We start from the raw sequence: 15,904 nt of genomic DNA, 5'->3' as shown, positions 1-15,904 counted from the left end.
CACAAAATAGGAAAAAGTGCTTGGCGGAACAAAATTTCTGTCTTTTGTCGCGCGCAGCGCGTCCGTATAGTCCGGACAGCGTGAACCGAATACAGAGATTCCATTTTTGAAAGCGAAACTGAAATGAAGCCATCAAAGCTGAAGATGCGTACTCGCCTTGCCATGGGTTTTGCGATGATCATGGTGGCGCTGCTGGTGTCCGGCGTTCTCGGCGCGTTTGGCATCCGGGCGTTGGAGCAGGATGTCTATCAGATCACCTCGATCAACAACGAACAGCGGCGCCTGGCGATCGACATGCGCTACCAAGTCCAGGAACAGGCCATCGCGATCCGCAACATTCTGCTCCTCACGGATCCGTCGGTGCTGAAGGCCGAACTACTGCGAGCAAATGAAGCGGAGAAACTCTACAACGAATCTCGAGACAAGCTGGGCGGCATGTTCTCAAGCCGCTCTGGCACCACCAACGAGGAAAGGCGTCTGTTCGCCGCCGCCGGCGTTGCACAACAAGACATGCGTTCGCAGTTCGTGCGAGTCATGGAAGAAGGATTGAACGGCGACCGCCAGAACGCGCAACATCTGCTGGAAGAGGAACTGCGGCCCAAGCAACGCGTGCTCCAGGAAACGCTTTCCACACTCGCAGCGCTCGAAACGCAGATCAACGACGCACGCGCGGCGGATACCCGAACGTTCGCGAACCAGTTGCAATGGGCTGTAGGAACGACCGTCATGATCGCGCTGCTACTTGGGGTGCTTGCTGGCTGTCTCACGGCGCGCAGCATCCTGCGCCAGCTGGGTGGCGATCCCGGCGATGCACAAGTCCTGGCGGTAAGCATCGCGGATGGCGATCTGACCAGCCGACTGCAGCTCGATTCCCGCTATGACCACAGCTTGATGCATGGTCTGGAATCCATGCGATCACGTCTATCCAGAATCGTCGATGCAATCAAATCGTCGGCTTCGTCGATTTCGACGGCTGCTGGTCAGATTGCCCAAGGCAATGCAGACCTGTCGCACCGTACCGAGGAGCAGGCCGCCTCTCTGGAAGAGACAGCCGCCAGCATCGAACAGCTGACGTCCACCGTGCGACTGAATCAAGACAACGCGGCAAGCGGAGACGAGGTAGCCATTGAAGGAGCCAAGGCAGCCGAGAAAGCTGGCAGCGTGGTGTCCGAGATGCTCGCAGCCATGACAGAGATTTCCGCCAACTCCGAAAAGGTCGCTCAGATCGTGTCGCTGATCGAGAGCATTGCATTTCAGACGAACATACTTGCGTTGAACGCTGCGGTGGAAGCCGCCAGGGCCGGGGATCAAGGCCGCGGCTTCGCCGTGGTCGCCGGCGAGGTCCGGGCGCTGGCTCAACGCAGCGCCACATCCGCAAGGGAAATCAAAGACCTGATCGAGACCTCCACTTCCGTGGTCCAGGCCGGACGGGATCTCGCCGCGCGGGCTGGCCGGGACATGGAGAACGTCGTGACCTCGGTGATGCGCATGAAGACAATAACAGGAGAGATCGCCACCGCGTCGCGCGAACAAGCCATCGGTATTGAACAGGTCAACGTCGCCATCGCGCAACTGGACTCCGTGACACAGCAGAACGCGGCATTGGTCGAGGAATCAGCTGCCGCGGCGCATTCCATGGCGGAACAGGCGCGCGACCTGCTGCATGCGGTCGAAGTGTTCAAGACGGCATCGTCCCAGCCCCCGCGGCATGTGCCGATGGCGGAGCCGACCCTCATCGCGTTTGCGGCCTCTACGTAAGAGAGCAACACGAATGGACCGGCTGCAACGCGCGCCGGTCCAGCAGCGGCTTCAACCCGGCCACAAGCCGAGTCCATAGCCAGGTCATGAACCACAATGATCAAGAAGCAAAAAAAACGCCGCTAGAAATAGCGGCGTTTTTCTTGAGTACAGCAATGCTTGGACAGCCATTGCTTTGTACGAGAATTGGGGTGGTGGGTTGTGCGAGACTCGAACTCGCGACCAACGGATTAAAAGTCCGCTGCTCTACCGACTGAGCTAACAACCCGACCGAAGCCAGAAATTATGGCCGATTTGGCGCCGTTTGTCAAAATTCGGTGCAAGGCCCCAACCCATAACTTCCACCGAGCAACAAAAACGGCCGCTCGCGGCGGCCGTTCCTGGAGCTGGCGGTGCTGGGCTTACCAGGCGGCCACCACCGCGCCCTTGTACTTGGTCTCGATGAACTGCTTCACGGCCGGGCTGTGATAGATGGCGATCAGCTTGGCGAACTCGGGACGGTCCTTGTCCTTTTCACGTACGACCAACACGTTGGCGTACGGCGAGTCGGGCGATTCCTGGGCGATGGCGTCCTTGGCGGGATTCAGGCCGGCTTCCAGCGCAAAGTTGGTATTCACGGCCGACGCATCGGTGTCATCCAGCGAGCGCGGCAACTGAGCAGCGTCGAGTTCGATGAAGCGCAGTTTCTTGGGGTTCTCGACCACGTCGATCGGGGTCGCCTTCAGGCCGACATCGGGACGCAGCTTGATCAAGCCGTTGGCCTGCAGCAACAGCAGGGCGCGGCCGCCATTGGTCGGATCGTTCGGCAGCGCAATGCGGGCGCCTTCCTTCAGCTCGGACAGCGACTTGATCTTCTTGCTGTAGATGCCGATGGGGAAAATCACCGTCTTGGCGATGCTGACCAGCTTGTAGCCGCGGTCGGCGTTGGCGTTGTCCAGATAGGGCTGGTGCTGGTAGCTGTTGGCGTCGAGGTCGCCCGAGGACAGCGCGACGTTGGGCTGCACGTAGTCGGTGAATTCGATGACCTGGATGTTCAGGCCCTGCTTGGCGGCTTCCTGCTTCACCACATCAAAGATCTGGGCGTGCGGGCCGGCGGTCACGCCGATCTTCAGCGGCTTGTCCTGGGCCAGCGCGGGCTGGGCGAAAACGGCGGCGCCGAGTGCGAACGCGGCCAGCGACTTCAAAACCTTGATGCTCATGTTGCAGTATCCCGAATGTCGGAAGTGAGGAGAAATGGATGCGGCGCCGGCAGGATCAGCGATGCGAGATGCGGCGCACGTAACGGTCGCCCAGGCTCTGGATCACCTGGACCAGGACGATCAGCACGATGACGACTGCGGCCATCACGTCGGACTGGAAGCGCTGGTAGCCGTAGCGGATGGCCAGGTCGCCCAGGCCGCCTCCGCCGATGGCGCCGGCCATGGCCGAATAACCGATCAGGCTGACGACAGTGACGACCGTGGCTGCGATGAGGCCGGGCAAGGATTCGGGCAGCAGCACCTTCATGATGATCTGCATGGGCGACGCGCCCATGGCGCGCGCCGCGGTAATCAGCCCCGGGTCGACTTCGCGCATGGCGTTTTCGGCGATGCGGGCCATGAACGGAATCGCGGCGACCGACAAGGGCACGATGGCGGCGGTGGTGCCGATGGAGGTCTGGGCCACCAGGCGCGTGAACGGGATGATCGCTACCATCAGGATGACGAACGGCACCGAACGCGTGGCGTTGATCACCGCGCCCAGCACATGGTTGACGGACTGGTTCTCGAGCATGTTGCCGCGGGCCGTCACCGTCAGGATCACGCCCAGCGGAATGCCGATCACCACCGCGATGGCGCTGGCCACGCCCACCATCAGCAGGGTGTCAAGCAGCGACGTAATAAGCAGGTCGATCAGTTGCGGACTCATGAGCTATTTCTTCAACGGTAATGTCACGGGCGGCCAGCGCGGCAATCGCGTCCTTGACCGATGCGGGCGCGCCTTGGGCCAGCACGAACATCGTGCCCACGGCCACGCCCTGGATGTCTTCCACGCGCGCCTGGATCAGGCCCACGTCCAGCGAATACTGCTTGTACAGGTCGGACAGGAAGGAGCCCGACGCGTCGGTGCCGGTCAGCGACAGGCGCAGCAGACGCACGGCCTGGCCCGGCTTGGCGGCGGCAAGCGCCTGGATGCGCTCCTTGACCGCGGCCAGCGTGGCGTCGGTCAGGTCGGACGCGGTGGCGGCCGACACCATGGCGCGGGTCACTTCGTGGCGCGGCTGCGCGAACACTTCGCGCGTGCTGCCCATTTCGACGACTTCGCCCTGCGACAGCACGGCGACGCGATCGCAGACCTCGCGCACGACTTCCATCTGGTGCGTGATCATGACCACGGTCACGCCGGTCTTGCGGTTGATGTCGCGCAGCAAGGCCAGGATGTTGTGGGTGGTTTCCGGATCCAGCGCGGACGTGGCTTCGTCGCTGAGCAGCACGTCCGGATTGTTGGCCAGGGCGCGGGCAATGCCGACGCGCTGCTTCTGGCCGCCGCTGATCTGGCTGGGATAGCGGTCGCGCAGATGCTCCAGGCCCACCAGCGCCAGCAGGCGCTCGACGCGGGCCGGAATCTCGGCCTTGGCCACGCCGGCAATTTCCAGCGGCAGCGCAACATTGCCGTACACCGTGCGGCGCGACAGCAGGTTGAACCCCTGGAACACCATGCCGATGCGGCGGCGTTGCTCGCGCAACTGCGCCTCGTTCAAGCCGGTCAGGGACTGGCCGCCGATGGCGATCGATCCTTCATTGGGCCGCTCCAGCAAGTTGATGCACTGGACCAGCGTGCTTTTGCCGGCCCCGCTGGGGCCGATGATGCCGAAGACCTCGCCCTGCTTGATATGCAGGTTGATGCCGCGCAGCGCCTGGAATTGTCCGTGCGGCGTGGCGTAGGTCTTGGATAGGTTCTCGATCTGAATCATGGCAAGCGATTTTGTATCTTTTCTCTTCTACAGAGAACGACTGTTTCTTTCATTTTTTATAACTACAAGTAATATAAGAGCCCGTACCCGCGCCCGGTTGCGTCCCTAAGGAGCACACGCCATAACGCGGAAAGGGCAGTCAGGAAGGAAAGCCTTCCTGACTGCCCATTTTGTGCCGGACCGGCCGCAGCCGGCTTTTTCAGCGTGCGCGCGAGATGCGGACTTCCGCGCCGCGGCGCTTGACTTCCAGGCCCTCGGACGGAGAGATGCGCAGGCCTTCCAGCCCCTTGATGTAGCTGGAGCCTTGCATCTGCATCACGCGGATCTTGTTGCGCATGACGACCGGGTTATGCACCGGCATGCCGAACATCCAGACCTCGTCCAGGATGCGGGCCGAGTTGAACTCGCCCGTATGCTGCGCCGCCGGTCCAAGACAGAGCATGTGCCCTTCGCGGCCGAAAACCGGGAACTGGCCCAGTTCGCAATCGATGGTCCAGGTGGTGCCGCCTTCGTAGCGGTGCCCGGTGTTCAGGTCCCACCAGGCCTCGCCCTTGGGCAGGTACACGCGCACCTGCTTGCCGGGTTCGGTCACCGGCGCCACCAGCAGGGCCGGACCCAGCAGGTATTGCAGGTCCCAGTCATGCGCGTGCGGATCGTTCGGGAACGACATCGCCATGGAACGCTGCACCGGCAAGCCGGTGCGCGCCGAGTCCTCGATGGCGCCAAGCACGTAAGGCACCAGGCGGTAACGCCACTGCATCCAGGTCTTGGCATGCGCCAGGGTTTCTTCGCCGAAGTCCCATGGCATCAGGCCTTCCACGCCCTGGAAAGCGAAGTTCGACGAGAACACGCCGGCGGTCAGCCAGCGCAGGTACAGCTCGGGCGTCATGCCGGCGCGGTCGCGCGCGGCCGAGCCGATGCCATGCACCTGGACGGGCAAGCCGCTGGCGCCGATCGACAACGCGGTGCGCAGGGTGTGACGCAGCCCTTCCCAGGTGTTTTCAACCTGCGGCCCCACTTGCCACGGCAGACGCTGGGCGGCGGGGAACAGATCGGAGCTGGGCACCACGCCTTCCGGCGGCACCTTCAGGCCGGCGACCGCATCGAACAGCGCGCGGCGCACCAGCAGCGGATACATGCTGCGCAGCGCAGGACCGGTTTCGCCGTTGCGGGCCGTGACGCCGTCGGGGATGGCGATCTGGGCGTCGCACGCGGGCGCGTCCAGGCCGTCTTCGACCAATTGGCGATGGCGCTCCACCCACAGGTTGTAGATGTCGCGGTAGGTCAGGTCCAGCAGGCCGTAGGGCTGTCCCGAGGTGGCGGCGGTGCCGTCGAACACCTGGGCCGAACCGTCGTCCTTGGCCAACAGCCAGCCGCGGTCTTCAAGTTCCTCGAACAGCGGGCTGGTCTTCAGCACGCCCGGGAAGCCGGAAGCGGCGACATGCACATGGTGCTTGTGGAACAGCGCCAGCATCTGCTTGGCGTCCGGGAAACGCTGGGCGTCCCATTCGAAAACCGTCTTGTCCGACTGGAAGCCCCAGGCCGCAGGCTGCGCCAGCGTCACGGCATCCACCGGAATCTGGTTTTCGCGCATGCGAGCGACCAAGGCCACGGTGTCCGTGGGCATTTCGCCCGGGGCCTGCTGCAGCCACGCGCCCATCGCCCACAGCGAAGGCTGGCCCGCGCGGCCGGTCAAGGCGGTGTACTGATTGAGGATCTCGCCCGGTTCGCCAGCGAACAGGAACATGTCCAGCACGACGTCGTCCACGGTCAGCACATAGGCGGAATCCGCAGGCGCCACGCCCACCGAATGTTCGACGCGGCGCATGGTGTTGACGTAGACCCCCCAGCCGCGCGGGCTCCATGCCAAAGGCAGGGCGCGGTGCTCGGGGTCGTCGGACACCACGGATTCTTCGCGGCGGTTCAGATCGCCCGGGGTTTCGCCCAGGCCATAGATGCGCTCGTCGGACTGCAGCGTGAAACCCGCCGTCCAGACGGCGTCGTCGGCCTGATCCAGCGCGTTGTGCCCGAATGCGGGCGTATGCGCGGATACCTCGGACTCGAACACTCGTTCGTCGTTGCGGTAGATCGCGACGCGCACGGGGTTGGACAGGATTTCCAGGGAAACGTCACCCTGGGTGATCCGCCAGCCCTCCCCGTCGTCGCGCGGAGCGATAACGGCTTCGCCCACGGCCTCCTGGCGCGCGAGCAGCATTTCCGCCACGGCGCGAGCACGCGCGCCGGGCTTGTCATCGGTAAGGTGATTAGCCTCGCCGCAGCGCAGGCGAAAGACGCCAGGCGCATGCGCCTCGACTACCAGATGCAACCCATCGCCCGCGTCGAAATCGATGCGACTGGGGCGGGACGTCAGCAGCTCGACGTTTTCGAGCTGGGTAGTATGGGCAAAGTCGAACTTGGGCGGCACAGAGCATCCCCCGGCTTAAGCCAAAAACCATCAAAAGACGCTATTTTGACGGATTTGGGCTTTGAAATAAACTCGGTCCCTCATTTGGACTGCGATCTCATCCATAAAAGGGGTCTAAAGCCTTCGGCCAGCGCCCCCCAAGAGGAGCGGCCGTCGAGCCGCCAAAATGCCAGGTTCGCGGCCAACTCAGGCCAATTTGGCGCCAAATCCGGGCAATTCCTGCCATTCTACGCCACCCGGGACAAGCTCCCGGCGCCCCTTTCGGCTTTTTTTCATCGTGGCGAAATAAGTTGGGCCAGATCGGTTTCCAAAGGCGACGGCTCCCCAGCCAGACGCGCGGCGATCAGGTCTCCCATGAGCGCCGACCAAGACAGCCCCCGCGATGCATAGCCGATGGCCAACCACAGGCCCGGCGCGTGGGGTAGTTCTCCAACGGCGGGCAAGCGCCCGGGCAGCACGGCCCGCCATCCGGCCCAGCCCGGCAGGCTGCCGGGCTCCAGGGATTCGAATTCGGGGAAGCCTCCGCCCAGCAGGCCCGCAGCCTTGTCCAGGGTGACACGCTGGCCCTCGGCGCCGATCCGCGCTTCGGCCGCGCCATGCACATAGGTGCTGCCGGCCACGCAGCCAGAGCCCACGTCGGGCAGCAGATAGCCCTCGCCGCCCACGATGCAGCGAGGACCGCCACGCAGCGTCTGCGCAGGCAGCAGCGTCACTTCTCCCGCAAGCGCGTGCATCTGGCCCACGCGCGGCAAGGGATCCAGCAAGCCGCTGTCTGCCAGCACGGCGCGCGCGCCGAACGCGTTGGCCAGAACGACGGTATCGGCTCGCGCCAGTTCAGCGCCCTCCGCATCGCGCACGCGCCAGCCGGCGCCGGCGCGTTCGACCCTGGCCGCCGCGCCGGGCTGCACCGTGACGCCCTCGGTCGCCAGCAGGGCCTCTATCAACAAGTCTGGCCGCAGCAGCATGCCCTGTCCGAAATACACGCCGCCGCGCGCCAGCGGCAGGCCGGCCAAGGCGCTGGCTTCGTCGCGGCTGACCTGGCGCACCCAGTGTTCGGGAAAGGCCAGGGTCTCCAGGGTGCCGGCCAAGGCCGCGGACCGGCCTTCGTCGCGCTCAAGCTGGACCGTGCCGCAGACCAGGGGCGCCGCGCCTGCCGGCAAACCCTGCCAGCGCGCCAGCGCGCGCAGGCTGCCGGCGCGCGACAGGCGCGCCCGCGCGTTGTCGTCTCGCGCCACCACCGGCGTCAAGGCCGCCGCGACATGCCCTGCGTGCGCCGCCGCGCCCTGCGCCCGGCCCGCGTCGATCACGGTCACACGCCATCCGCGCGCGGCCAGCGCCTGGGCGATGCCGGCTCCCGCCAGCCCCGCTCCCACCACCACGGCGTAGCGGGACTCCGCGTGCGGGACGTCCGCGGCCGCGCCTCCAGGGGCAATCGCAGTGGCCACGGTCATATGCCATTTGCCGCCGTAGCCGGGCGCGCGCCGCGCCTCGAAACCCGCCGTCCGCAAGGCCTGGCGCAATTCGCCGGTGCAGGCCCAGGTGGCCAGCGTGGCGCCGGGCGCCGCAAGCTTGGCAAGGTCGCGCAGCAAGGGCAATTCCCACATCCGCGGATTGCGTTCAGGCGCGAAGCCGTCCAGGAAGAACGCGTCCACGCCGACGCGCAGACGGGACGCCAGGACCTGCGCATCGCCAAAGCCCAGCGTCAGCGTGACGGCGCCGCCCTCGAATTCCAGGCGATGCAGTCCGGGCAACAAGACCGGCCATGCTGCCGCCAGTTGTCGCCCCAGACCGGCCAAGGGCTCGGGCGCATAACGCGTCAAGAGAGCCGCCAGGTCCTCGCGTTCAAAGGGATGCCCTTCCAGCGACACCACGTGCAGCGCGGCGCTGCGCTGCGGATCGTCGCGCCATGCCTTCCAGAGAGCCAGGAAGTTCAGTCCCAGTCCGAAACCCGTTTCGCAGACGGTGAATGCGCGGCGTCCGCGCCAACGCTCAGGCAGGCCATTGCCCCGCAGGAACACGTGTTCCGCCTGTCCCAGCGCGCCCGACGGCGAATGGTAGACATCGCCATAAGCGGGGCTGTAGAGCCGGCCATCGGCGTCGAATTCAGCCTCGGCGGGGATCAGGGGGGCATAGGAGAAGGACATGGAAACGGCGGCGGCAGACGAAATAGAGAATGAAAATCAGCGCGGATTATCGGATGCGGCCGCGTTGGGCGGAAGCCACGCGGCATGGCGGTTTCGGGGCTTCACCACGGATTTGACGCATACATGGGCTTACACTGGTTTCATGGATACCTATGATCAGCCCCGCTCGCAGACCTCGCCCATCGACCTGTGCGCCGCGATCGACGCGGCAGTCACGGCAGCCCATGCCGGCGCGGCCATACTGCAATCCTACGCGCATCACCGCGCCGATCTCGTGATCGACCGCAAGGCGCGCAACGATCTCGTCTCCCAGGCGGACCGCGAGGCGGAGGCCGCCATTATCCAGGAGCTGCAAACGCGCACGCCCAAGTTCGGCATCGTCGCCGAAGAAACGGGCGGCAAGCCCCAAGGCAGCGCCACCTGGTATATCGACCCGCTGGACGGCACCACCAACTTCCTGCACGACATCCCGCATTACGCCGTGTCGATCGCGCTGATCGCACACGCAGGCACCGCCATATCGGCGTCCGACACGCTGGCCGAGGACACGCCCGTGGTCGGCGTGGTCTACGACCCCAGCCGCGAGGAACTCTTTACCGCGGTCCACGGCCTGGGCGCCTGGCTCAACGGACGGCGCATCAAGTGCTCGCGCACGGCGACCATCGAAGATGCGGTGCTGGCTACTGGCTTCCCGTTCCGCGACTTTTCATTCGCTGCGCAGTACATGCCCATGCTGCATGACGCCATCAACCGCGCGCGCGGCGTGCGCCGTATGGGTGCGGCGGCACTGGACCTGGCGTGGACCGCTTGTGGCCGCTACGACGGCTATTGGGAAATGGGCCTGGCGCCCTGGGACGTGGCCGCCGGCACGCTGATCCTGCGCGAAGCGGGCGGCGCATGTTCCGACATGCACCGCCAGGATCCCTGGCCCATCGGCGGGCGCGTCGTGGCCGGCAACAAGGCCATCGAACGCGCCCTGCACGAGATGATCGCGCCGCACCTCGACAAGAAGGACTGACGGCCCTACGCCGCCTTGCCTGCGGGTACGCCCGCCACTGCGTCGGGACGCAGTTCCCGGCGCAATATCTTGCCCACGTTGCTCTTGGGCAGCTCATCGCGGAACTCCACATAGCGCGGACGCTTGTAGCCCGTGAGCTTTTCCCGGCACCAATCCTGGATCTGCGCCTCGGTCAGCGTCGGATCCCGCCGCACCACGAACACCTTGACGGCTTCGCCCGAATGCTCGTCCGGCACCCCGATCGCCGCGCACTCCAGCACGCCCGGATGCTGGGCCACCGCCGCCTCGACTTCGTTCGGATAGACCTTGAAGCCCGACACCGCAATCATGTCCTTCTTGCGGTCGACGATGCGTGTATAGCCCTGCTCGTCCATGATGCCGATATCGCCCGTGCGGAAATAGCCGTCGGCGGTCACGGAGTGGCGGGTTTCCTCGGGCTTCTGCCAGTATCCCAGCATGACCTGCGGTCCGCGGATGCCCACCTCGCCGCGTTCGCCCAGCGGCACTTCGCGGCCTTCGTCATCGAGGATGGCCACGTCGGTGGATGGCAGCGGCAGGCCGATGGAACCCGAATACGCGGTGGCGTTGGTGGGATTCACGGTCGCCACCGGCGAGGTCTCCGACAGGCCATAGCCTTCGATCAGCGGCCTGCCGGTGATCTTCAGCCAGCGTTCGGCAACCTGCTGCTGGACCGCCATGCCCCCGCCCAAGGTCAGCCGCAAGCCGGAGAAATCCAGGCGCGCGAAGTCTTCGTTGTGGGCCAGCGCGTTAAACAGCGTATTGACGCCGGGGAACACATTGATCGGCACCTTGCGCCATGCGTTGATGAGCGAAGGCTGGTCGCGCGGATTGATGATGAGCACATTGCGCATGCCCGCATGCAGGCCGTACAGCCCGCAAACGGTCATCGCGAACACGTGGTAGAGCGGCAGCGCGCTGATGATGGTGAGCTGCTGGTCCGCGAGGTCGTGCACCACCGGCTGCGCCACCGCTTCCGTCTGCAGCACGTTGGCCACCAGGTTGCGATGGGACAGCATCGCGCCCTTGGGCACGCCGGTGGTGCCGCCGGTGTATTGCAGCACCGCCACGTCGTCCATCGACAGCGCGGGCGGCGCAAAGCGCTGGCGCGCGCCGTCGCGCAGCACATCCGGCAGCATGCGGGCGCCATCGATCTGCCACGCGGGCACGATCTTCTTGACATAGCGCGCGGCCAGGTTGACCAGCGGCGCCTTCAGGCCGCCGAGCAGATCGCCCGGACCGGTCACGACGATATGCTTGAGCTGCCCGCGATCCGTGACGCGCTGCAAGGTGTGCGCAAAATTCTCCAGGATGACGATGGCCGACGCGCCGCTGTCCAGCAATTGGCGCTGCAGCTCTTCGGCGGTGTAGAGCGGATTCACGTTCACCACCACCAGCCCCGCGCGCAGCGTGCCCAGCATGCTGACCAGATAGGCGGGCACGTTGGGCATCATCAGTGCCACGCGCTCGCCCTTGGACAGGCCGACGCTTTGCAGCCAGCTGGCGAACGCCTGCGCGTGCGCATCGAGTTGCGCATAAGTAATGTTGCTGCCCATCGCGGTGCACGCGATGCGCGAGGCGTACTGCTTGCAGGCCCGGTCCAGCAAGTCAGTCAGGGAGGCATAACCGTCTGTCGATATCTCCGCCGGAACCCCCTGCGGATAATGGGCAAGCCACGGACGCGTCATGGTATTTGTCTCCATTAAATTGGTTTTTGATTGATGATACCCTTGTTGCGTTCCCTTTTTTCGCCCGAGAGCCCCATGAAACTGCTCGAACCCATCGTCGCGTGGCATCACGACATTTCCAAGATCCGACGCGACATCCACGCGCATCCCGAACTGGCGTTCGAGGAGTTCCGCACCGCCGATGTGGTGGCGGCGAAGCTTGAAGAATGGGGCATCGAAATCGACCGCGGCCTGGGCGGCACCGGCGTGGTCGGCATCATCCGCGGCAATCTGCCGGGCGACCGCGCCGTGGGCCTGCGCGCCGACATGGACGCGCTGCCCATGCAAGAAGCCAATACCTTCGAGCATGCCAGCACTAACGCCGGCAAGATGCACGCCTGCGGCCATGACGGCCACACGGCCATGCTGCTGGCCGCTGCGCAATATCTGTCGCAGCACCGCGATTTCGCCGGCACGGTCTACGTGATCTTCCAGCCCGCGGAAGAAGGCGGCGGCGGCGCCAAGCGCATGATCGACGACGGCCTGTTCAAGCGCTTCCCCATGGAAGCGGTATTCGGCATGCACAACTGGCCCGGCATGAAAGCCGGCCAGTTCGGCCTGACCGCCGGCCCCATCATGGCTTCCAGCAACGAGTTCTCCATCATCGTGAAGGGCAAGGGCACCCACGCCGGCATGCCCAACCTGGGCATCGATCCCGTCATGGCGGCCGTGCAACTGGCGCAATCGCTGCAGACCATCATCACGCGCAACCGCAATCCGCTGGACGCGGCGGTGCTCAGCATCACGCAGATCCACGCCGGCAGCGCCGACAACGTCGTGCCCAACCACGCCGAATTGCGCGGCACGGTGCGCACCTTCACGCTGGACGTGCTGGACCTGATCGAACGCCGTATGGAAGAGATCGCGCGCCACACCTGCGCAGCGATGGACTGCGAAGTGCAGTTCACGTTCCAGCGCAACTATCCGCCGACCATCAACCACGCCGAGGAAGCCGCGTTCTGCGCCGACGTGCTGCGCGACATCGTGGGCGAGGCCAACGTCAACGATCACGTGCAGCCCACCATGGGCGCGGAAGACTTCGCCTTCATGCTGCAGGAACTTCCGGGCTGTTATGTGTGGATCGGCAACGGCACCGGCGAACATCGCGACAGCGGCCACGGCCTGGGCCCCTGCATGCTGCACAACGGCAGCTACGACTTCAACGACGAACTGCTGCCGCTGGGCGGCACATACTGGGTCCAGCTGGCGCTCAAGCGCCTGGCCAAGGCCTGACCCTCAAACGCCGTCCGCCGCCCCGACCGCCAGGCACATCGCCAGGAAGCGTTCGGCGGCGCGGGCGGCCGCGTCCGCGTGCGGCACCAGGATGCTCAGAGTCCGCGTCAGCGGCTTGGGCAACAGGCGCAAGGCCGCCAGCGCGCCATCCTCATGGCGCATCGACATGACGGACACGAAGCCCACGCCCAGCCCGGCACGCACTGCCTGCTTCACGCCCTCCACGCCGGCCAGCTCCAGCCCCACGGACGGCGCCAGGCCCGCATCCGCAAACGCACGCTCCACCAGCCGGCGCACGCCCGAACCGGGCTCGCGCATGACCAGCGCTGAAGCCGCCAGATCGCGCAGCGTGACCGCCCCCTTGCCGGCCAGCGCGTGGTCCGCACGCACCACCGCCACCACTTCGTCCTGCCGCCAGGCATGCACGGCCGTGTCGGCGGGCAGTCCTGCGGGCACGTCGCCCTCGATGAACGCCAGGTCCAGGGCCGGCAGGCGCTCGACGATTTCGCGCGTGTTGCCGTCCGACAGATGCAGGCTGACCGCCGGGAAGGCCAGGCGGAAATCCGCCACCAGGCTGGGCAGCAGGTAGCTGGCGGGGGTGGTGCTGGCGCCCAGGCGCAGATCGCCGGTTTCCAGCCCGCGCCAGGATTCGCGCACCGCCTGGGCCTGCCGGTACACCTGGCGCAGCTGGCGCGCCTGCTCGGCCAGGCGCTCGCCGGCTTCGGTCAGCGCGATACCGTGCCCGCTGCGGCGGTACAGGGGTTCGCCGAACCATTCCTGCAGCATCCGTAGCTGGCCGGAAACGGCAGGCTGGGACAGGTTCAGCAACTGCGCTGCGCGGCTGATATTGCCGGCGTCGGCCACGGCGGCGAAGGTAAGCAGCTGGTCAGGAGTCATGGTCGCTAAATTATCAGAATTCCTGATATTACATATCTGAAATAAAGATTTTTCAAATAGTAGGCGGGAAATTAATATTTCGTGAAGTTATTTAGATATGCCTCCGCCAAAAGGCCAGCCATGAGTACCTCTTCCAGCACCGCCGTCCCCCTGCCCGCCACCCCGGCTTCGCCCGCCGCCACTCCCGCCGCTACGCCGTGGCGGGACAAACTCAACGGCGTACTGTTCGTCGGCCTGATGGCCGCCGCGGTGATGCAGCTGGCGGACCTGCCCGCGATCCGCCAGTTGGGTTTCTCGCCGCTGGTCGTGGGCATCGTCTGCGGCATGCTCTACGGCAACTTCCTGCGCGGCACCATGCCCGCCGACTGGGGCGCGGGCGTGAACTTCACCGCGCGGCGCCTGCTGCGCATCGCCGTGGCCTTCTACGGCCTGAACATCAGCATCCAGCAGATCGCCGCCGTGGGCCTGCCCGGGCTGGCGGTTTCGGTGGCGGTCGTGGTGGGCACCCTGCTGCTGGGCACCGTGGTGGGCCAGCGCCTGCTGGGCCTGGACCGCGACACCGCCATGCTCACCGCCGCTGGCAGTGCCATCTGCGGCGCCGCCGCCGTGCTGGCCTTCGAGCCCACGCTGCGGGCCGCGCCGCACAAGAGCGCGGTGGCCGTGGCGACCGTAGTGCTGTTCGGCACCTTGTCCATGTTCCTGTACCCGGTGCTCTATCACGCGGGCTGGCTGAACCTCGACACCCAGGCCCTGGGCATCTATATCGGCGGCACCATCCATGAAGTGGCCCAGGTCGTCGGCGCAGCCAGCAATGTCGATCCCGCCACCACCGAAGTCGCCACCATCGTGAAGATGACCCGCGTGGCCCTGCTGGTGCCGGTCCTGCTGATCCTGGGCATGTATCTGCGCAGCGCGGCCTCGCATGCCGGCGGCCAGGGCAAAGGCGCCAAGCTGCCCATTCCCTGGTTCGCGGTGGGATTCCTGGTGCTGGCCATCATCAATTCGCTGAACATCATCCCCGCCGATGCCGTCGCCGCCATCCGCCGCCTGGACGTCTTCGCCCTGACCATGGCCATGACCGCCCTGGGCATCGAAACCCGCTTCGCCCAGATCCGCAAGGCCGGTCCCCGGGTGATGGCGCTGGGCCTGATCCTGTACCTCTGGCTGCTGGTCGGCGGCTACGGCATCGTCAAGCTGGCAGCCTGATCCCCGGCCCGCCGCGCCCAAGGCAGCGGCGGGCTTTGCGCATGCACGCCGCTGTCTCGTTTTTCCTGCATAATCGGCTGGTTCCCTAGCAGTGGAGTCGGCCGCATGACCTCCAGCACCAAAACCCCGTTTACGACTTTGCCCGCCGATCGCGACGCGGTATTGCGCGTCATGCCGATGCCGGCGGACGCGAATATCCACGGGGACGTCTTTGGCGGCTGGATCATGTCCCAGGTCGACATCGCCGGATCCATCCCCGCCGCGCGCCGCGCCGCCGGACGCGTGGCCACCGTGGCGGTCAATGCGTTCCAGTTCAAAGAACCGGTGTTCGTGGGCGACCTGCTCAGTTTCTACGCAGCCATCATCAAGACCGGCACGACGTCGGTCACGGTGTCCGTCGAGGTCTACGCGGAGCGCCAGCGGCTGGACGCCGAGATCGTCAAGGTCACCGAGGCCACGCTGACCTACGTCGCCACCGACGAAGCCCGCCGCCGCCGTCCCCTCCCCACTCTTTGAGCCGTAACG

The 15,904-nt window shown here is 65.5% G+C and carries 12 protein-coding genes and 1 tRNA gene; 5 read left to right on the top strand and 8 right to left on the bottom strand.

Features of this window, described 5'->3' with window-relative positions; genetic code table 11:
* The first annotated feature begins 123 nt into the window (after positions 1-123).
* A complete protein-coding gene (locus IB258_RS28855; protein ID WP_192353533.1) occupies positions 124-1,758 on the top strand; it encodes a methyl-accepting chemotaxis protein in 1,635 nt (544 codons plus the stop codon).
* Between the two features lie 192 nt (positions 1,759-1,950).
* Here IB258_RS28855 and IB258_RS28850 read toward each other — a convergent pair.
* The 6 genes from IB258_RS28850 to mnmC all read right to left on the bottom strand — a co-directional run bounded on the left by IB258_RS28850 (position 1,951) and on the right by mnmC (position 9,280).
* Positions 1,951-2,026: transfer RNA gene (locus IB258_RS28850), tRNA-Lys, on the bottom strand.
* 133 nt (positions 2,027-2,159) lie between these two features.
* Positions 2,160-2,957, bottom strand: coding sequence for a MetQ/NlpA family ABC transporter substrate-binding protein (locus IB258_RS28845; protein ID WP_054457577.1), 798 nt, complete (start codon positions 2,955-2,957; stop codon positions 2,160-2,162).
* A 55-nt stretch (positions 2,958-3,012) separates the two neighbouring features.
* Positions 3,013-3,666: a methionine ABC transporter permease gene (locus IB258_RS28840; RefSeq protein ID WP_042796433.1), complete on the bottom strand. Its 654-nt coding sequence runs from the start codon at positions 3,664-3,666 to the stop codon at positions 3,013-3,015.
* The gene (locus IB258_RS28835) at positions 3,623-4,711 is read right to left on the bottom strand and encodes a methionine ABC transporter ATP-binding protein (RefSeq protein ID WP_054457578.1); all 1,089 of its coding nucleotides are present in this window, start codon (positions 4,709-4,711) and stop codon (positions 3,623-3,625) included. The genes IB258_RS28840 and IB258_RS28835 overlap by 44 nt, the downstream gene beginning before the upstream one ends.
* 199 nt (positions 4,712-4,910) lie before the next feature.
* Positions 4,911-7,136: a TIM-barrel domain-containing protein gene (locus IB258_RS28830; RefSeq protein WP_054457579.1), complete on the bottom strand. Its 2,226-nt coding sequence runs from the start codon at positions 7,134-7,136 to the stop codon at positions 4,911-4,913.
* A gap of 272 nt (positions 7,137-7,408) precedes the next feature.
* Entirely contained in the window at positions 7,409-9,280 is a 1,872-nt protein-coding gene (gene mnmC, locus IB258_RS28825; protein ID WP_192353532.1) for an FAD-dependent 5-carboxymethylaminomethyl-2-thiouridine(34) oxidoreductase MnmC, read from the bottom strand.
* A gap of 142 nt (positions 9,281-9,422) precedes the next feature.
* On the opposite strand from mnmC, the gene IB258_RS28820 reads away from it, so the two are divergent.
* Complete coding sequence (locus tag IB258_RS28820) at positions 9,423-10,298, top strand: inositol monophosphatase family protein (protein WP_054457624.1); 876 nt, start codon at positions 9,423-9,425, stop codon at positions 10,296-10,298.
* Between the two features lie 5 nt (positions 10,299-10,303).
* Here IB258_RS28820 and IB258_RS28815 read toward each other — a convergent pair whose 3' ends face one another.
* The gene (locus tag IB258_RS28815; protein WP_192353531.1) at positions 10,304-12,004 is read right to left on the bottom strand and encodes an AMP-binding protein; all 1,701 of its coding nucleotides are present in this window, start codon (positions 12,002-12,004) and stop codon (positions 10,304-10,306) included.
* Positions 12,005-12,079: 75 nt separating this feature from the next.
* Here IB258_RS28815 and IB258_RS28810 point away from each other — a divergent pair, with 75 nt between their 5' ends.
* Positions 12,080-13,276, top strand: coding sequence for a M20 aminoacylase family protein (locus IB258_RS28810; RefSeq protein ID WP_119451413.1), 1,197 nt, complete (start codon positions 12,080-12,082; stop codon positions 13,274-13,276).
* Between the two features lie 3 nt (positions 13,277-13,279).
* Here the strand turns inward: IB258_RS28810 and IB258_RS28805 are convergent, their stop codons facing one another.
* Entirely contained in the window at positions 13,280-14,173 is an 894-nt protein-coding gene (locus IB258_RS28805) for a LysR family transcriptional regulator (protein ID WP_054457583.1), read from the bottom strand.
* A 120-nt stretch (positions 14,174-14,293) separates the two neighbouring features.
* Between IB258_RS28805 and IB258_RS28800 the strand changes: the two genes are divergently transcribed.
* Together IB258_RS28800 and IB258_RS28795 are read left to right on the top strand one after the other, a co-directional pair.
* Entirely contained in the window at positions 14,294-15,379 is a 1,086-nt protein-coding gene (locus IB258_RS28800; protein WP_054457584.1) for a YeiH family protein, read from the top strand.
* Positions 15,380-15,484: 105 nt separating this feature from the next.
* Positions 15,485-15,895: an acyl-CoA thioesterase gene (locus IB258_RS28795; protein WP_054457585.1), complete on the top strand. Its 411-nt coding sequence runs from the start codon at positions 15,485-15,487 to the stop codon at positions 15,893-15,895.
* Positions 15,896-15,904: the final 9 nt, after the last annotated feature.

The organism is Achromobacter sp. ACM02, from assembly GCF_014851605.1.
Taxonomy (GTDB): domain Bacteria; phylum Pseudomonadota; class Gammaproteobacteria; order Burkholderiales; family Burkholderiaceae_B; genus Achromobacter; species Achromobacter aegrifaciens.
Note: the sequence above shows the minus strand (reverse complement) of the source record. Positions and strands in the feature narration are given on the sequence as shown.